This window comes from Ilumatobacter sp. (assembly GCF_046290335.1).
Lineage (GTDB): Bacteria > Actinomycetota > Acidimicrobiia > Acidimicrobiales > Ilumatobacteraceae > Ilumatobacter_A.
This window is the reverse complement of record NZ_JBKAGH010000001.1, coordinates 974399-991241: the sequence shown is the minus strand read 5'-3', so window position 1 is coordinate 991241 and position 16843 is coordinate 974399. Positions and strand designations below refer to the sequence as shown.

Below are 16843 nucleotides of genomic sequence, written 5' to 3'. Positions count from 1 at the left end.
CTCATGCTTTCCCGCCTTCGATACATCTTTCGCGAGACCTTCGACAGCTTCCGCCGTAACGCGACCCTGACGATCGCCTCGATCATCACCGCAGCGATCTCGCTGCTCGGCGTCGGTCTCACACTGCTCAGTCAGGCCGGCTTCGACAACCTCCTCCAGCGGTGGGAAGGCGGTGTGGAGATGATCGTCTTCATGCAGCCGGGCGTCACCGACGACCAGCGAGCGTTCATCGAGAGCAGCCTCGACGGCAACGCCGAGTTCATCGAGTCGTGGACCTACTGTGACTCGGCGTGCTCGTTGGCCGAGGCCCAGCGTGTCCTCGCTGGCGAGCCGGGCATCCTCGAACTGCTCAACGAGACCAACACGCCCACGCAGTACAAGGCGGTGCCAACCGACGGCACCGACGTCGAACTGCTCCGTCTCGTCGCAGCAGCGTTCGAAGAGGGTCCAGGTGTTCGTGAGGTCGCGTTCGCCGAAGATCAGATCGCGTTGATCAGTCAGCTCCAGAGCTTCTTCGGGTTCCGCCTGCTCCTGTTGTCGGGCTTCTTGCTGCTCGCTGCGGTGCTCCTCATCTGGAACACCATCCGAACAGCGATTTTCGCCCGACGTCGCGAGATCGAGGTGATGAAGCTCGTCGGCGCGACCGACTGGTTCATCCGTGTCCCGTTCATGCTCGAAGGGCTCCTCCACGGGGTGATCGGTGGTGCCCTGGCGAGCGCGGGACTCGCCGTGTGGAACTCGCAGTGGACGAGTGGTGTCGAAGCATTCCCGGAAAACAGTGGCTTCGCCGCGCTCGTGATCACCGACGGCTACGACAAGACCGTCATGTTGATCATGCTTGCGATCGGCGCGCTCGCCGGAGCCATCGGCTCCGGCATCGCCGCGTCGCGCTTTCTCGACGTGTGATGCGTCGGCCCGATCTCGTACGGTCTGGGAGATGGAGTACTCCGAGATCATCTACGACGTGTCCGACCACGTCGCCACCATCACCCTGAACCGCCCCGAGCGTCTCAACGCCTTCACCGGGACGATGATGAACGAGATGATCGATGCGTTCGATCGACTCGATGCGGACGACGACGTGCGGGCGGTGATCGTCACCGGCGCCGGTCGTGGATTCTGCGCCGGCGCCGATCTCGGTGCTGGCGGCGCCACCTTCGCGAAGGGCGGCAGCGACGTGCAGACCAAGGTCGGGGTGCCCCGTGACGGTGGTGGCATGTTGACGTTGCGCATCTTCGACTCCAAGAAGCCGGTGATCGGCGCGATCAACGGTGCAGCCGTCGGTGTCGGTGTCACGATGACGTTGCCGATGGACATCCGCATCGCCAGCGAGGAAGCGAAGTTCGGCTTCGTGTTCGGTCGCCGTGGAATCGTGCCCGAAGCGTGTTCGTCGTGGTTCCTCCCGCGCATCGTCGGCATCAGCCAGGCGGCCGAATGGTGCTACTCCGGCCGCGTGTTCCCGGCAGCGGAGGCACTGCACGGAGGTCTCGTCCGCTCCACGCATGCGCCCGACGAACTGCTGCCCGCCGCGCGTGCGATCGCCGCCGACATCGCCGAGAACGCCGCTCCCGTCTCGGTGGCGCTCACCCGCCAGATGTTGTGGAGGATGCTCGGTGCCAGCCATCCGATGGAGGCGCACCGGGTCGACTCGCGCGGCATCCTCGCCCGTGGAGCGAGTGCCGATTCCAAGGAAGGCGTCGAGAGCTTCCTCGAGAAGCGTCCGGCGCAGTACTCCAACCGCGTGAGCGACGAGTTGCCCGACATCTTCCCCGATTGGGCCGATCCCGAATTCGCCTGACCGCGACCGAGTTCGACGGAAAAGTTCTCAAGGTTCTTGAATCGCGTCCGATGAATTCTCTGTACCTCGCACGGAGCGAGGATCGGATTCACCAGGAAGCGACGAACGATGAGCAACATGTTGATGGAACGCCCGACCGCTACGGCAGCACTGCTGCTTCGTGCCGGCGACGTCATCGAGATCGACGGCGACGGGAGCATCGACGGAAGCAACGACGTGACTGCCCTCGTGCTGCTCGTCAACGACGAGTTCGTGATCCTCGACCGCTGTGACGAGTCGACACCCTGCGTGCTGAGCCTGGACGAACTGGCTCCGTTCCGCCGCTTCGACGCGGCGGCCGTGCTCGGCATCGCCTGAGCGATTTCTCGGGCTGGCGAGGTCGCCAGCGCGACGGGATGTGCGCCCGTCGCCAGCCCGAAGTCGCCCGATGAACTGAATTCCCCCAACCAGTAGCGTGGGCGCCGTGACATCAGATGCCACGGCGCCCACGCTGTTTTCCCGAGTCGGCGGCATGCCGTTCTTCGAGCGACTGGTCGACGAGTTCTACGTCGGCGTCGCCACCGATGAGGTGCTCCTTCCGCTGTACCCGGAGCAACCCGACCTCACCGGAGCCCGACACCGGTTGACGCTGTTCCTGGCGCAGTACTGGGGTGGGCCGACGACGTACATGGACGAGCGCGGGCACCCGAGACTGCGGATGCGGCACCTGCCGTTTCACGTCGGACCTCTCGAACGCGACCGGTGGCTCGTGCACATGGCAGCGGCCGTCGAGGCCGTGTGCGACGAGTCGGTCCCGGAGGGCGTCGCCGACGACCTGATGGCCTACTTCGTCCCGGCGGCCGAACACTTGCGCAACGACACGGGCCTACCGATCAGTTCGTCTCGTCCCACCGGCCGGTAGCTTCGACGGCATGGCAGTGATCGAGGTTCGCGATCTGCACAAGCGCTACGGCGACACGCACGCCGTCGACGGCGTGTCGTTCGAGGTCCGCGAAGGCGAGGTCTATGCGCTGCTCGGCGCCAATGGTGCTGGCAAGTCGACCACCGTCGAGATCCTCGAAGGCCACCGTTCGGCGACATCGGGCGAGGTCCGGGTGCTCGGCGCCGACCCGCATGAGGGAAGCAGAGCGTTTCGTGACCGCATCGGCATCGTCCTGCAGTCGTCGGGCGTCGAGAACGAGTTCACGGTCCGCGAGGCGATCGAACTCTACGGCGGCGCGTACCGACGTCGTCGATCACTCGACGAGGTGATCGGACTCGTCGGACTGGAGGAGAAGGTCGACGCTCGGATCGGTTCGCTCTCGGGTGGTCAACGTCGCCGCGTCGACCTCGCGCTCGGCATCGTCGGTACTCCCGAGCTGCTGTTCCTCGACGAGCCGACGACCGGTTTCGACCCGGCGGCCCGACGCCGGTCGTGGGATCTCGTCGAGAGCTTGGGCGCCGGCGGCACGACGGTGCTGTTGACGACGCACTATCTCGACGAGGCCGAACACCTGGCCGATCGGGTCGGTGTGCTGTCTCGCGGTCGTCTGATCGCCGAAGGCACCCCGTCCGAACTCATCAACCGCGTGAGCGGCACGATCGTCAGTTTCATGTTGCCCGACACCGTCGAGGTGTCCGATGCGGCGACCGAGTTCGCCGGCATCCTCGGGACGAACCTGCGTCTCGCCGGTCGACTCGTCGAAGCGACGATCGACCGTCCGACGCACGCGGTCCACCAACTGACTCGATGGGCGCTCGACGCTGACGTCGAACTCGATTCGCTCACGGTGAAACGGGCGAGCCTGGAGGACGTGTACCTGCAACTCGCCGGAGACGATGCCGACTCAGACGATGCCGATGCGTCGATGCAGGTCGAGTCGTGAGCGCCGAGCCGCCGTTTCCGTCAGCGCCTCGCCTCGTCCTGACGCAGACCATCTACCAACTTCGCTACTTCGTCCGGGTTCCGGCTGCGCTGTTCTTCACGCTGATCCTCCCGCTGGTGATGCTGGTGCTGTTCAACGCGTTGTTCGGTGACGCGACGATCGAGACCGACGAGGGCACGTGGAAAGCGTCGCAGTTCTACACGGGCGGACTCGCCGCGTACACGGCCGTGTCGGCGACCTACTCGAACCTCGCCAACATGGTGCCGATCCGCCGCGACGAAGGCGTGTTGAAGCGCTGGCGGGGAACGCCGCTGCCGACGTGGATCTACATCGCCGGGTTCATTTGCTCGGCCGTCGTCATCGCAGCCGTCGGCGTGGGGATCATGCTCACGATGGGTGTGCTGATCTATGACCTTGACATCGACGCTGCCAAGATGCCAGCGGCCGTGGTGACCTTCGTCGTCGGCGTCGTAGCGTTCGCTGCCCTCGGTATGGCGATCGCCGCACTGATCAAGTCGGCGTCGTCGGCGTCAGCCGTCGCCAACGCCACGATCTTGCCGCTCGCGTTCGTGTCGGACGTCTTCATCGTCACCGAGGACTCCCCACGTTGGACCGAGATCCTGGGTGAGATCTTCCCGCTCAAGCCGTTCGTCAACGCGTTCCAGGATTGCTTCACACCGTTCGTCGACGCTCCTGCGTTCGATTGGGGGAGCCTTGCGTTCGTGTCGGCTTGGGGAGCCGCTGGGCTCATGGTCGCACTCACCCGATTCAGTTGGGAGCCGAGCGGTGCCGGACCTCGCGGTCGCCGGGCCCGCAAGGTCGAACACGAGTAGGGCCCTTCGGCTTCGGCGTCCGGCCGACCGTCACCGGTGGCGGTGACCCAGTTCAGAGCGTCAGTTGTAGACGATCGTCTTGTGGCCGTGGACGGCCACACGGTGTTCGAGATGTGCGCGCACCGCTCGAGCCAGCACCACGGTTTCGAGGTCGCGTCCTCGTGCGGTGAGTTGCGAGACGTTCTCACGGTGGCTCACGTGGTCGGTGTCTTGCGCGATGATCGGCCCCTCGTCGAGATCGGCGGTGGCGTAGTGCGCGGTCGCCCCGATCAGCTTGACACCCCGCTCGTGTGCCTGCCGGTAGGGGTTGGCGCCGATGAACGCGGGGAGGAACGAGTGGTGGATGTTGATGATCCGCATCGGGTAGTGCGAGATGAAATGGTCGGAGAGGATCTGCATGTAGCGGGCCATCACGACGAGTTCGACGCCGTGCTCGGCGAGCGCAGCGAGGACCTGCGCCTCCTGATCGGGCTTGGTCTCCGGTGTGACCGGCAGGTGCACGAACGGCACCCCCATGTGGTCGACGAGGCCGGCGTGATCCGGATGGTTCGAGATGACCACGCGCAGATCCATCGGCAGTTCCCCCGACTTCCAACGTCCGAGGAGGTCGTAGAGGCAATGCGGCTGTTTCGACGCCATGATCGCGGTCGGAATCGGCGTGGTGTCGTCGTGGAGTTCGACCGCCATGTCGAACGCTGCTGCGGTCGGCGCGAAGGCGTCGAGGAGGTCGCCATGCGCGGTGTCCCCGAAGAGATCGAACACGAGACGTTGGAAGAACACCGCCCCTGCGGAGCCCACCACACCGTCGACGTGTTGTTCGGCGTGGATGATGGTGCCACCGTGATCAGCGATGAACTGCGCTGTGGCAGCCACCACGCCCGGTTGGTCGGGACACGACAGGAGGAGCACGCTCGACATGGCCGCCGTTCTATCTGGGAATCACCCACCCACCCGCACCGATCACTCCCCAAGCGATGAGAACCTGAGCCACCCCCGCGCGCCGGTTCTCATCGCCTCGAGGATCACTCCCCAAGCGATGAGAACCTGAGCCACCCCCTCGCGCCGGTTCTCATCGCTGTGGGGTGGTGGTTCAGCGGAGGGCCCAGCAGGCGATGGCGGACGCCGCGGCGGCGTTGAGCGAGTCGACGCCCGCTGCCATCGGAATGCGCACTGGCGTCGCCATTGACATGAGCGCATCGCTCAAGCCGGCTCGCTCGGATCCGATCAGCACGGCGGCGCGCTCTGTCGCCTGGATGTCGGCGAGATCGGGCGCGCCGGGGTCCGGTGTCATCGCATACAAGGTCACGTCACCGAGGTCGGCGAGGGCGCCGGGGAGATCGGTGGTACGGGCATGGGGGAGCGCGAATGCCGTGCCCATGGCCACGCGCAACGACCGCCGAGCGAGAGGATCGGCGCAGGTGTGGTCGAGGATGAGTGCATCCCAGCCCAGTCCGGCGGCGTTTCGGATGATCGCGCCGACGTTGGCGGGATTGTCGACGGCCTCGAGGACGACGATGCGTCTCGCTGTTGCGGCCAACTCGGTAACCGTCGGCCGTGGGGGCCGTTCGAACAGCGCGATGATCGCCTGCGGCATGCCGAGGCCCGACACGATGCGTCGAACCTGGTCGCCGCCGCAGTAGACCGGACATTCGAGGCCAGCGGACACGTCGGGGATGCGATCGGGATCGACGAGCGCGGCGACCGGCACACACCCAGCGTCGAGTGCCCGCTCGACGACCAGGTCGCCTTCGGCGAGGAACAGCCCGGCGCCGGCGTCGTTGCGCTTGTCGGCGCGGCTGGCGAGTCCACGCTCGTTCAGCCGGAACTGCCGGAAGCGAGGGTCGTCCGGATCGTCGATGCTGATCGGCGTCACGGTGATGCTCGTACGATCAGAAGTGGTACGGGACGTCGGACCAGTCGGGGTCACGCTTTTGCAGGAAGCTGTCGCGGCCCTCGGCTGCCTCGTCGGTGCCATAGGCGAGACGGGTCGCTTCGCCGGCGAAGACCTGCTGGCCGACGAGGCCGTCGTCGATCAGGTTGAACGAGAACTTCAACATCCGTTGCGCCGTCGGGCTCTTGGAGCAGATCGCACGGCCCCACTCGAGCCCCGTGCGTTCGAGGTCGGCGTGCGGCACCGAACGATTGACCGCGCCCATCTGGAACATCTCGTCGGCCGAGTAGGTCTCGCCGAGAAAGAAGATCTCGCGAGCGAACTTCTGACCCACCTGGCGAGCCAGGTACGCCGAACCGAACCCGCCGTCGAAGCTGGCCACATCGGAGTCGGTCTGCTTGAAGCGAGCGTGCTCCTTGCTCGCCAACGTCAGGTCACACACGACGTGCAGCGAATGGCCACCGCCGGCCGCCCAACCGTTGACCAGGCAGATGACGACCTTGGGCATGAACCGGATCAGCCGTTGCACTTCGAGGATGTGGAGGCGCCCCGCCTTGCCGGGCTCGATCGAGTCGGCCGTGGTGCCGTCTGCGTACTTGTAGCCGTCCTTGCCGCGGATGCGCTGATCACCTCCGGAGCAGAACGCCCAGCCGCCATCCTTCTCCGACGGACCGTTGCCGGTGAGCAGCACACAGCCGACGTCGGTCGACATGCGGGCGTGGTCGAGCGCTCGGTACAACTCGTCGACCGTGTGAGGGCGAAAGGCGTTGCGGACCTCGGGGCGATCGAATGCGATGCGCACGACCCCGGCATCGACCGCACGGTGATACGTGATGTCGGTGAAGTCGAAACCGGGAACCTCGTTCCACAGCTCCGGGTCGAAGATCTCGGACACCGTCCCGCTCGTGGTCCCGCTCGTGGTGCTGGTGGCGTTGGCGGTGGTCTTGCCTGTCGTCATGGCTCCAGTCTGGCGTCAGGGGCACCGTCGCCCACTACGTTGCAGGAATGCCATCGCTCTCGATCTTCGGTGTCACGGGTCTTCCCGAGGTCACCCCCGGCGACGATCTCGCCACGATGATCCACGCCGCTGCAGCGGAGCAGGGCGATCCGCTGCTCGACGGCGACATCGTGATCGTCACGTCGAAGATCGTGTCGAAAGCCGAGGGCTGCACGGTCGAACTGGTCGACGTGGAACCGTCGCCGTTCGCTGCGACCTGGGCCGCGAAGTGGGACAAGGATCCACGCGTCGTCGAGGTCGTGCTGCGCGAGTCGAAGCGAGTCATCCGCCAGATCGGCCCCGTCTTGATCACCGAGACGCATCACGGGTTCTGCTGTGCCAACAGCGGCGTCGATCAATCGTCGAGTGGGGCGGCGGGGCGCATCCTCACGCTGCCGAAGGATCCCGACGCCTCGTGCCGTCAGCAGCGGGTGGTGTTCGCCGACCTCGGCGTCGACGTGGCCGTGATCATGTCTGACACGTTCGGTCGTCCGTGGCGCGAGGGCCAGACCGACATCGCGATCGGTGTAGCCGGGATCAACCCGCTGCTCAGCTACATCGGCCAGAAGGATCCGCACGGTCACGAGTTCCACGTGCAGGAGATCTGCACGGCCGACGAACTCGCCGGCGCCGGTGAACTCGTCAAGGGAAACACGAGCCGCGTCCCGGTGGCAGTCGTCCGCGGCTTCGAGTGGGAACGCGACGACGATGCGTCGATGGCGCCCGTGCTGCGCGATTCCGAGCGCGACCTGTTCAGGTGAGCAGGTCGCGGGCGATGTGATACCAGAAGTTCGCCGACAACCCGAGTGACTCGACGTCGATGCGTTCGTTGTGGCCGTGGAAGCGCGACCCGAACGTCGCGAAGTCGACGTTGCGTGAGTACAGCCCCGCGCCGTATGCGGTGCGGCCCCGCTCACGGTAGAAGCGTGCGTCGGTGCCACCGACGACGAGCCCAGGGACGAGCTGCGCGTTCGGGTACGCGGTCTGAGTGTGGCGCTCCATCGCATCCCACAGAGGCGTGCCGGCACCGAAGGGCGAGCTCGTCGGGTTGCTGTTCTGGAGCACGTCGACCTCGACGTGACCGAACAGGTCACCGAGCGCGTCGCGAAGGTGACCCATCACGTCGTCCTGTGTGGTGCCAGGCACCGTGCGAATGTCGACATGCAGGTCGACGACATCGGGGATGATGTTCGTCTTGGCGCCGCCGTGCACCACGTTCGGCGAAAAGGTGGTGTGGGTGTGCGCGTGGCAGGTCCGAGCGACCGGGGTCGGCAGGGTGGCGATGGTGTCCCAGATGCGGGCCGGGTCGAGCAGCCCGGCTCGGATGTCGTCGGGCACGTTCATCGTCGCGACCTGTGCGCGCCAGATCTCGTCGATCAGTGGGCTCGGCCGGTACTCGGTGAGTCGCCGCACGATCTCGGCGGACTTGACGAGCGCGTTGTCGGCACCGAACGGCATCGATCCGTGGCCCGGTGTCCCGCGTACACGCAACCTCCGCCACGACAGTCCCTTCTCGTTGACGTTGACGGTGACATGGCGCACCCCATCGGCGGACTCGGTCGACCACCCGCCGAGTTCAGTGAGCACGTAGTCGGCATCGATGACATCCCAGTGATGCTCGGCCATCCATTCGGCTCCGTGCACGCCGCCAGCCTCCTCGTCGCCGACCCCGAAGAAGATGAGGTCGCCCTTGGGGGTGAAACCCTCGTCGGCGAGGCGTCGGAACGCGACGGCCATGGACGACGTGAGGTTGAGCATGTCGATCGCGCCGCGACCCCAGACTTCGCCGTCCACCAACTCGCCGCCGAACGGATCGCGTTCCCAGCCGGAGGGGGTGACGGGGACGACGTCGGTATGGCCCATCAGACACAGTGACGGGGCACCGGGATCCGATCCTTCGATGCGGGCGACCATCGAGTCGCGACCGGGATGGGGGGTGAAGGTCTGCACGTCGACGCCCGAACCCTCGAGGTACTGCACGAGCGTGTCGGACGATCGTGTCTCGAACCCCGAGTCGGGGGTGCCGTCGTTGACGCACTCGTTGCGGATCAGGGTCTGCAACAACTCGGTGGTCGGTCCTTCGAACTCCTCAGCGGACGCCATCGTCAGAACCTACCCTCAACACGTGGGGTCTGACCCCAGCTGTTCAACACGTGGGGTCTGACCCCAGCTGTTCAACACGTGGGGTCTGACCCCAGCTGTTCAACACGTGGGGTCTGACCCCAGCTGTTCAACACGTGGGGTCTGACCCCAGCTGTTGAACGGTGGTGCTATGTGAGCGGGTCGGGGCGTCCGATGCCCGTGATGATCGCCTGCCAGACCTGATCGACCTGGGCCGGCGTGAGTTGGCCGGGCGGCATCGAGACGAGCCAGTCGTTGAGTCGTTGCCCTTCGACCGCGACCAAACCCGGTGCGAGCTGCACCGCGGCCGGACGATCGGGTTGCGGCGTGCCCCAGTAGACGCGCGCGAGCAGGCTGCACGGCACGCCCACCGAGCGCGTGACGTCGTCGACCCCGCCGCGGGCGATGGCCGCAGCGGCCACGACGTGCGCATCGGAGCGGTCGGCTGCAGGATCGAGCACCGGTCGATCGACCATGCTCGTCTCGATGGCGATCGGCCCGCCTGGTCCGATCACCACATGATCGACGTCGCCGAAGTGCTTCGGGCCGATCTCGTACACCACCCGCCACGGCGGACTCGACAGCACACGCAACCGCTCTGCGGTCAGCCGCGCGCCGGGAAGTGAGCGCACCTCGTCGGACGGGTCGAGATCGGAGAGCTTGCGTCGGTACCACGCGTAGAACGACGCCATGACAGCGAGCACGAGGACCGTCGGGACGATGATTCGCAGGAACATGACGACCCCAGTTCATCACCTCCGTCGATGGTGGAGGCGGATCCCCGCCCGTCGCGAGAACTCAGCCCAGCCGGCGGATCGGGCCGTCGTGATCGGGTCGATCGACGAGGCGGACGACCGCGTCGGCAATGACGGCACCCTTCGCCGAGACGATGACCGGGTTGAGGTCCAGCAGGTCGATGTCGACGTGATCGGCGCACAGTTGCGACGCCTGAACGAGCGTGTCGACGAGCGGCGACGGATCGAACTCGGCCTCGACGAGGGCAGCACCGACGCGGGTGTCGGTCAGCATCGCCGCCGCCGCCGACGGGGAGAGCGGCGCGAGACGGTCGGCGTGATCGCCGATGATCTCGGCGTCGATGCCGCCGTAGCCGACCGACACGATCGTGCCGAGACGTTCGTCGTGCTGGCATCGGATCCGAACGGTGATCCCCGGCTCGGTCATCTCCTGAACGATCAAGTGGTCGGCGTCCGAGCCGAGAGACTCGACCATCACCTCCACCGCTTCCACCACGTCGTCGCGATGGTTGAGGTCGAGGGCGACGCCGGAGCGAACCGAGCGTCCGGGGCGTCGATGCGTCGACTTCACGGCGACCGGGTAGCCGACCTCGTCGGCGATGGTCGCAGCGGTGTCGGGCGTGGCCGTGCGCGATGCTGCCATGGTGATGCCGTAGGTGGACAGCAACGTCGCCGCGGCCTCGACGTCGAGTTCGGTCGTCCCGGCGCCCAGCGCGTCTCCGACGATCGCTTTGGCGCGAGCCGGGTCGACCGGTCGAGTCGGTGCGGGAGCGGCCACCGACTCGGTGGCGAGCCACTTGCCGTAGGCGAACGACCGGCCGAGCGCGACCGCCGCCTGCTCCGGGAAGGCATAGCCCGGAACGCCCGAACCCTTCCGGATCGGGCCGTCGCCGGATCCGATCATCACCGCCACCAGCGGCTTGCTCGCGCCCGCTCCGGCCCGATTGATCGCGTCCGCCATCAGCCGCTCGTCGGCGGGGACCGGCGGCGCGTAGATCGCCAGCACGCCGTCGATGCCCGAATCGCCCAGCGCTGCTGCGATCGCGGTTTCGAACGCGTCGGGTTGCGACGTCCAGTCGAGTTGCGAGGGCACTCGCAGCGGCGTCAGGCCCGCTGACTCGAGCGCTGCTGCGGCCAGCGTGGTCGGGCTGGGGGAGTTGCTCACGATGGCGACTCGGGGCCCTCGCATGATGGGCTGCGTGCTCAACAGTCGGCACGTGTCGAGCAGTTCGCTGACCGACGGGACTTCGATCAGACCGGCTTGTTGATAGAGCGCGCTGCCCATCGTGCCCGTGGCGGCGGATCCGGTGCGCACGGCGACGATCGGTCGGGTACGGCTCACCCGTCGCGCGATGCGCGCGAACTTGCGCGGGTTGCCGAAGGTCTCGGTGTACAGCGCGATGACGCGCGTGTTCTCGTCGTCCTCCCAGAACTGCAACAGGTCGTTGGCGGACACGTCGGACTTGTCGCCGAGTGACACGAACCACGACACGCCGAGGTCGAGGTCGCGTGCTCGACGGAGCAGGGAGGCGCCGAGCGTGCCGGACTGCATCGAGATCGCCACGCCTCCGGCCGGCAGTCGGACGTCGACCAGCGCTGCCTGGATGACCGAGCCCTCGTGGAGCGACGCGATGCCCATGCTCGACGGGCCGATGAGACGGAGTCCGTTTCGACGCGCTCTCGCGACGAGCACCTCGATGTCGACGCCCGAGCCAACGAGCGAGGTGACGACCACGGCACCACGCATCCGTTTGGCGATACATGCGTCGATCGTCGACTCGAGCGCCGCGGCGGGGACGGCGATGATGGCGAGCGAGGTCTCGTCGGGCAGTTCGGCCACGGATCCGAAGCAGCGCTTTCCGTCGAGGTCGTCGATGCGGGGGTTGACCGGATACACCGGCACCGAGACGCTGTTGCACACGTGTTGCCACAGCACGCGGCCGACGGAGTCGGGCTTGTCGGATGCACCGATCACCGCGACCGCACGCGGCAGAAGGATGCGAGCGACCGCTCGGGAGTCGGCGCGCTGTTCGCGACGTTCGACGCTGTCGAGGAACTGCTCGGTCGTCGCGAGTTCCCAGTCGAGGTCGACCACACCCGATTCGAACCGCCGACCGAGCGGCCAACCTGCCTTGCCGAACACGGCGAGCATGCCCCGATTGTCGGCGAGGACTTCGGCGGTGAAACGCTCGATGCCGTTCGACTCCGCGATGGCAGCGAGGTGCTCCAGCAGCAGCGTCGCGATCCCACGGCCATGGTGCTGGTCGTCGACCATGAATGCGGCCTCGGCCTCGTTGCGGCCGGGCCAACGTTCGTAGCTGGCCCAACCGACGAACTCGTCGTGGACCTCCACGGCAAGTGCGACGCGGTCGACCATGTCGACGGTCGTGAAGCGTTCGAGTTCAGCGGGAGTGAGCGTGGACTTCGGCGAGAAGAAGCGACGGTAGACGCTCTCGCGAGACTGGCGGTGATGGAAGGCGAGGAGTGCATCCTGGTCGGCAGGAACGAGCGGACGGATGTATGCGGACTCCCCGTCGCCCAGCACGACCGACGTCGCCCAGCGCGATGTCACAGCAGTATCGACGGCTTGTCCGGCGTTCACGTCGGCGTTCGCATCGTCGGTCGGCACGGCCTCAAGCATGGCACTCCGGGAGGTCGAAAGTAACGTGGAGTCGTGGAACGTCCGATCGCCGTCTTTGCCGCAGCCGATCTGGATGAGCACGCGACGCCCCCGGGGCACCCCGAGCGCCGAGGTCGGCTCGACGCATCGCTCGCCGGAATTCCGGCAGCAGGCCTCGACGATGCGGTTCGATTCGTCGAGCCTCGACTCGCCACGGTCGACGAGATGGTCCGGGTCCACAACCCCGACTACATCGCCCGACTCGAGACCTTCTGCACGACCGGAGGCGGCCAACTCGACCCCGACACGTTTGCAGCGCCGGGCTCGTGGGTGACCGCACAGCGCGCCGCTGGAGCGGTGCTCGACGCGGTTGATGCGCTACGCAACGACGAGTGCGACGTGGCGTTTGCTGCGAGTCGGCCTCCCGGTCACCACGCGGTCGCCGAACGGGCGATGGGCTTCTGTCTCGTCAACAACGTCGCCGTTGCGGCGGCAGCGTTGGCCGACCAAGGAGAGCGGGTCGCGATCGTCGATTGGGATGTCCACCACGGCAACGGAACGCAAGACCTGTTCTACGACGACCCGCGAGTGCTCTATGTGTCGACGCACGAGTCGCCGATGTATCCCGGGACGGGTCATGCCTACGAGACCGGATCGGAGGCTGCTCCGTATTCGAATCTGAATCTGCCGTTTCCTGCCGGTACCCGCGGCGATGTGTTCCGTCGGGCGGTCGACGAGGTGATCGCTCCGGTCATCGAGCGATTCGCGCCGACGTGGTTGATCATCTCGGCCGGTTTCGATGCGCATCGCAATGATCCATTGGCTGGCCTCGAGCTCACGTCGGCGGATTACGCCGACCTGGCTCAGCGTCTGCAGCAACTCGTGCCCGCCCGTCGCACCGTCGTGGCGCTCGAAGGCGGCTATGACTTCGATGCGCTGAGCATGTCGACCGGGGCGACGTTGAGTGCACTGGTCGGCGGCGACTACCGACCTGAGTCGACGTCGTCGGGCGAGATCGGCGTACCGACGATCACTGCTGCCAAGCAACGCTGGGATCTCTGACGACGGGACGCACCGGATCGAGCGTCAGGGTTCGCGAGTCGGGCGTCCGTCGCCGGAGGTCCCCAGGTCACGGGCCACAGCGGGGAGCACGGCGTCGCACACTGCGCCGCCGGTACCGAGTGCGTTGCCGGCGATCGTCGCCGAGACGACGGTCCGTCCTGCTTCGATCACCCAGACACACGATTTGGCTCCGTCGATCGTGCCGGTGTGCCCGAACCCGTACTGATCGGTGAAGACCGCAGGGAAGCGGACGACATCGAGGTCCGCTGGCAACAATCGGCCCACTGCGATGGCGAGGTCGTCCGTCGACACGACGAGCGTCCCCGCACCGCCGAGCCGTGACAGTCGCGCGACGCCGGCGCCATGCGGGTGGGGCATGTCGTCGGCGAGGAGCGCGTCACCGCTGAGGTGGACACCGTCGACACCGACGGGGTCGAAGACCAGTCGTTGCGCGGCGACGTCGAGCGCTTCACCCGTCGTCGCTTCGACGACCAGTCCGAGTAGGCAGTAGTTGCCGTTCGAGTACGTGCGTTCGCCACGGCTCGCGAGCGGCCCGTTGGCGACCAGCGATTGCGCGTGTCCCCGGCAATCGGCGCCGGGGGTGAACCACGAACTCCGAGCTTCCGGGAAGCCGGACGTGTGATGGAGGAGTTCGCGCAGGGTCACGTCGGCCCATCCTGGATTCGCGAGGATGCCGATCTCGGCCCACGGAACGGGACCGTCGACGTCGATCGCTCCCCGCTGATCGAGGCGAGCGATCGCCATGGCCACGACGAGCTTGCTGACGCTGGCCACCACCATCGGGGTGTCGGACGTTGCCGGAGCACCCCCCGACCGTGGTGCCCGAGGCGCGACCGAAGATCAAGGTGCCGCCGCGACTCACCGAGACCGAAGCGCCGACGTTGTTTCGAGCCAACGATTCGAACGCTTCGTTTGTCCGACTCAGCCACGGATCGGCCAGCGGTGGCAGGTCGTCGGCCGATGCAGGGATCGGCTGGACGGCAACCGGCACGCTCGACGTGGTGGTGCTCGTGGTCGTCGTGCTGGTCGCGGTCACGGTGCTGGTGGTCGTCGAGGTCGACGGTGAGGTGACGGGCACGTCGGTCTCGACCGGCGAGAACACGATCGTGGACGGCACCTCGGAGGTGGGGCTGGGGCTCGCCGCGCCGAAGCCGGCGTCGATCGTCTGGTCGCTGGTGCCGCACGACGCGAGCACCAGCGCGAACGCGACGACGTAGCGATGCACGCCGCCGAGGCTAGCGGTGCGGCTCAGCGCGAAAGGATCGTGACCCCGGAGATTCCCGGTGCGCCGTACACGTGGGTGTAGGCGGTCTTGGGGTCGTTGGGCACCTGACGATTGCCGGCTTCGCCGCGCAGCTGGAGGACGTTCTCGTACACCTGGCGCAGGCCGGAGGCACCGATCGGTTCGCCGTTGGCGAGGCAGCCGCCGTCGGTGTTGACGGGGAGTCGTCCACCGATCTCGGTCTCGCCCATCGCCAGCATCCGTTCTTGCTCACCGTGCTCGCAGAAGCCGTTCTCGGCCATGTGCATGATCTCGGCGCCGGCCTCGGTGTCTTGGAGCTGGGCGATGTCGATGTCGTCGGGACCCATCCCGGCCATCTCGAACGCCGCCGTGGAGGCATCGACCGTCGGCCCGGAGTTGTGCTCGAGCGCGATGTGCGGCGCCATCACTTCGAACGAACCGAAGCGGCGTGAACGAACGACGGCCGACTTCAAGAAGACCGGCTTGTCGGTGTACTTGTGGGCCGATTCGGCGGGCGCGAGGATCATCGCGACGCCGCCTTCGCCGGGGGAGCAGAACATGTACTGCGTCAGCGGGTAGGAGAGCATCGCCGATTCGAGGATCTGCGCTTCGCTGAGCTCTTGTCGGCGCCAGGCCATCGGGTTCTTCGCGCCGTTGCGGAACGCCTTCGCCGACACTCGGGCGAGCGAGTCGTGGCTGATGCCGTGCTCGTGCATGTAGCGGTTGATCTTCATCCCGAAGAACTGGGTGGTGAGCGCCATGCCCGACGCGCCGTACCAGTCGGAGAGACCCGCGCCCTTGGTGTTGACGCGGAATGCGCCGCGTTCGTGCTTGTCGAAGCCGATCGCGATGCCGAGTTCGGCGACACCGGCCTTGATCGTGTTGACCGCCGAGAAGAGGGCGGAACCACCGGTCGCGCAGCCGTTGGCCACGTTGATGAACTGCACGCCGGTCAGGCCGAGTTGCGACACCATCGTGTCGGGTGCCCCCGCTGCAGCGGAGCCGCCGAACGCGAACTCGATGTCTTTCCAGTCGACACCGGCGTCTGCGCACGCCTGGCGGACGGCGAACGCGCCCTGCTCCATGCCGGACACGCCTTCGGTGCGTCCGAAGGGGTGCATGCCGATGCCGACGATCGCGACGTCTTGGCTCATGACTGGTCTCCGTTCTGATTGATGGGGGCGAAGGCGAACGTGACCACGTCATCGCCATCGTCGTTCGTGTACAGCGGGACGAGCGTGAGCTCCATCTCCATGCCGATCTTCAGCTTCTCGGGGTCGGCCTCGGTGAGACGTGTCTCGACCTTGACCTGGCCGGGGAGTTCGACGTAGCCGACGCCGAACGCCTCGAAGGTCTTGGGGTCCGCGTTGCCGAGATACGGCGGAGCCTTGGGCGGGTAGCCCTGCACGGTCCAGGTCCACAGCGTGCCGTGCGTTTCCAGTTCGACGGGGGTGGTCGAGGTCCCGGCGCACTTGGGGCAGCTGCTCTGCGTGGGGAACATGTGGTTGCCGCAGTCGTCGCAACGACTTCCGATGAGTCGTGGGTCGTCGACCGACGTGATCACGCCGTCGTCCACTGGAATACGTGCCATGCAGGCACGATAGGGAACGACACCGGGCGGCGACGATCCGGAGTGA

General features: G+C 66.6%; 18 protein-coding genes. 9 read left to right on the top strand and 9 right to left on the bottom strand.

The annotated features are described in order from the left end of the window. Window positions 1–3: 3 nt before the first annotated feature. The 6 genes from ACE37B_RS04535 (at window position 4) to ACE37B_RS04510 (ending at window position 4496) form a co-directional block, all read left to right on the top strand. Window positions 4–906, top strand: a complete 903-nt coding sequence (locus tag ACE37B_RS04535; protein ID WP_409922087.1) for a cell division protein FtsX — start codon at window positions 4–6, stop codon at window positions 904–906. A 31-nt stretch (window positions 907–937) separates the two neighbouring features. Beyond that, window positions 938–1798 (top strand): crotonase/enoyl-CoA hydratase family protein, encoded by an 861-nt coding sequence (locus tag ACE37B_RS04530; RefSeq protein ID WP_409922086.1) that lies wholly within the window; start codon window positions 938–940, stop codon window positions 1796–1798. A 108-nt stretch (window positions 1799–1906) separates the two neighbouring features. Then, the gene (locus ACE37B_RS04525; RefSeq protein ID WP_409922085.1) at window positions 1907–2155 is read left to right on the top strand and encodes a hypothetical protein; all 249 of its coding nucleotides are present in this window, start codon (window positions 1907–1909) and stop codon (window positions 2153–2155) included. A 97-nt stretch (window positions 2156–2252) separates the two neighbouring features. After that, a complete protein-coding gene (locus tag ACE37B_RS04520; protein ID WP_409922084.1) occupies window positions 2253–2699 on the top strand; it encodes a globin in 447 nt (148 codons plus the stop codon). A 10-nt stretch (window positions 2700–2709) separates the two neighbouring features. Next, on the top strand, window positions 2710–3663 hold the full coding sequence (locus ACE37B_RS04515) for an ABC transporter ATP-binding protein (protein WP_409922083.1): 954 nt from the start codon (window positions 2710–2712) through the stop codon (window positions 3661–3663). Continuing rightward, window positions 3660–4496 carry an ABC transporter permease gene (locus ACE37B_RS04510; protein WP_409922082.1) on the top strand — a complete coding sequence of 279 codons (837 nt, stop codon included), beginning with the start codon at window positions 3660–3662 and terminating at the stop codon, window positions 4494–4496. The genes ACE37B_RS04515 and ACE37B_RS04510 overlap by 4 nt, the downstream gene beginning before the upstream one ends. Before the next feature lie 60 nt (window positions 4497–4556). Here the strand turns inward: ACE37B_RS04510 and purU are convergent, their stop codons facing one another. The 3 genes from purU to ACE37B_RS04495 all read right to left on the bottom strand — a co-directional run bounded on the left by purU (window position 4557) and on the right by ACE37B_RS04495 (window position 7345). Next, window positions 4557–5414, bottom strand: coding sequence for a formyltetrahydrofolate deformylase (gene purU, locus ACE37B_RS04505; RefSeq protein ID WP_409922081.1), 858 nt, complete (start codon window positions 5412–5414; stop codon window positions 4557–4559). Window positions 5415–5586: 172 nt separating this feature from the next. Further along, complete coding sequence (locus ACE37B_RS04500; protein ID WP_409922080.1) at window positions 5587–6369, bottom strand: TrmH family RNA methyltransferase; 783 nt, start codon at window positions 6367–6369, stop codon at window positions 5587–5589. A gap of 16 nt (window positions 6370–6385) precedes the next feature. Beyond that, entirely contained in the window at window positions 6386–7345 is a 960-nt protein-coding gene (locus tag ACE37B_RS04495; RefSeq protein ID WP_409922079.1) for a 1,4-dihydroxy-2-naphthoyl-CoA synthase, read from the bottom strand. Between the two features lie 47 nt (window positions 7346–7392). On the opposite strand from ACE37B_RS04495, the gene cofE reads away from it, so the two are divergent. Further along, window positions 7393–8145 (top strand): coenzyme F420-0:L-glutamate ligase, encoded by a 753-nt coding sequence (gene cofE, locus ACE37B_RS04490; RefSeq protein WP_409922078.1) that lies wholly within the window; start codon window positions 7393–7395, stop codon window positions 8143–8145. Here the strand turns inward: cofE and ACE37B_RS04485 are convergent. From ACE37B_RS04485 to ACE37B_RS04475, 3 genes are all read right to left on the bottom strand, one after another. Further along, window positions 8138–9487 (bottom strand): M20/M25/M40 family metallo-hydrolase, encoded by a 1350-nt coding sequence (locus ACE37B_RS04485; protein ID WP_409922077.1) that lies wholly within the window; start codon window positions 9485–9487, stop codon window positions 8138–8140. The two genes, cofE and ACE37B_RS04485, sit on opposite strands and share 8 nt — an antisense overlap. 167 nt (window positions 9488–9654) lie before the next feature. Beyond that, window positions 9655–10242 (bottom strand): hypothetical protein, encoded by a 588-nt coding sequence (locus tag ACE37B_RS04480; protein ID WP_409922076.1) that lies wholly within the window; start codon window positions 10240–10242, stop codon window positions 9655–9657. A 61-nt stretch (window positions 10243–10303) separates the two neighbouring features. Beyond that, window positions 10304–12889: a GNAT family N-acetyltransferase gene (locus ACE37B_RS04475; RefSeq protein ID WP_409922075.1), complete on the bottom strand. Its 2586-nt coding sequence runs from the start codon at window positions 12887–12889 to the stop codon at window positions 10304–10306. A gap of 45 nt (window positions 12890–12934) precedes the next feature. Between ACE37B_RS04475 and ACE37B_RS04470 the strand changes: the two genes are divergently transcribed. Next, a complete protein-coding gene (locus ACE37B_RS04470) occupies window positions 12935–13942 on the top strand; it encodes a histone deacetylase (RefSeq protein WP_409922074.1) in 1008 nt (335 codons plus the stop codon). A 24-nt stretch (window positions 13943–13966) separates the two neighbouring features. Here the strand turns inward: ACE37B_RS04470 and ACE37B_RS04465 are convergent, their stop codons facing one another. Next, complete coding sequence (locus ACE37B_RS04465) at window positions 13967–14737, bottom strand: serine hydrolase domain-containing protein (RefSeq protein ID WP_409922073.1); 771 nt, start codon at window positions 14735–14737, stop codon at window positions 13967–13969. Window positions 14738–14757: 20 nt separating this feature from the next. Here ACE37B_RS04465 and ACE37B_RS04460 point away from each other — a divergent pair, with 20 nt between their 5' ends. Beyond that, entirely contained in the window at window positions 14758–15180 is a 423-nt protein-coding gene (locus ACE37B_RS04460) for a hypothetical protein (RefSeq protein ID WP_409922072.1), read from the top strand. 31 nt (window positions 15181–15211) lie between these two features. On the opposite strand, the gene ACE37B_RS04455 is transcribed toward ACE37B_RS04460, so the two are convergent. Next, window positions 15212–16360: a thiolase family protein gene (locus tag ACE37B_RS04455; protein ID WP_409922071.1), complete on the bottom strand. Its 1149-nt coding sequence runs from the start codon at window positions 16358–16360 to the stop codon at window positions 15212–15214. Continuing rightward, entirely contained in the window at window positions 16357–16797 is a 441-nt protein-coding gene (locus ACE37B_RS04450) for a Zn-ribbon domain-containing OB-fold protein (protein WP_409922070.1), read from the bottom strand. Before ACE37B_RS04450 ends, ACE37B_RS04455 begins: the two co-directional genes overlap by 4 nt. Between the last annotated feature and the right edge of the window lie 46 nt (window positions 16798–16843).

Coding starts and splice junctions, on each gene's coding strand:
- ACE37B_RS04535 (WP_409922087.1), top strand. CDS start 4: ATGCTTTCCCGCCTTCGATACATCTTTCGCGAGACCTTCGACAGCTTC.
- ACE37B_RS04530 (WP_409922086.1), top strand. CDS start 938: ATGGAGTACTCCGAGATCATCTACGACGTGTCCGACCACGTCGCCACC.
- ACE37B_RS04525 (WP_409922085.1), top strand. CDS start 1,907: ATGAGCAACATGTTGATGGAACGCCCGACCGCTACGGCAGCACTGCTG.
- ACE37B_RS04515 (WP_409922083.1), top strand. CDS start 2,710: ATGGCAGTGATCGAGGTTCGCGATCTGCACAAGCGCTACGGCGACACG.
- purU (WP_409922081.1), bottom strand. CDS start 5,414: ATGTCGAGCGTGCTCCTCCTGTCGTGTCCCGACCAACCGGGCGTGGTG.
- ACE37B_RS04495 (WP_409922079.1), bottom strand. CDS start 7,345: ATGACGACAGGCAAGACCACCGCCAACGCCACCAGCACCACGAGCGGG.
- cofE (WP_409922078.1), top strand. CDS start 7,393: ATGCCATCGCTCTCGATCTTCGGTGTCACGGGTCTTCCCGAGGTCACC.
- ACE37B_RS04485 (WP_409922077.1), bottom strand. CDS start 9,487: ATGGCGTCCGCTGAGGAGTTCGAAGGACCGACCACCGAGTTGTTGCAG.
- ACE37B_RS04480 (WP_409922076.1), bottom strand. CDS start 10,242: ATGTTCCTGCGAATCATCGTCCCGACGGTCCTCGTGCTCGCTGTCATG.
- ACE37B_RS04455 (WP_409922071.1), bottom strand. CDS start 16,360: ATGAGCCAAGACGTCGCGATCGTCGGCATCGGCATGCACCCCTTCGGA.
- ACE37B_RS04450 (WP_409922070.1), bottom strand. CDS start 16,797: ATGGCACGTATTCCAGTGGACGACGGCGTGATCACGTCGGTCGACGAC.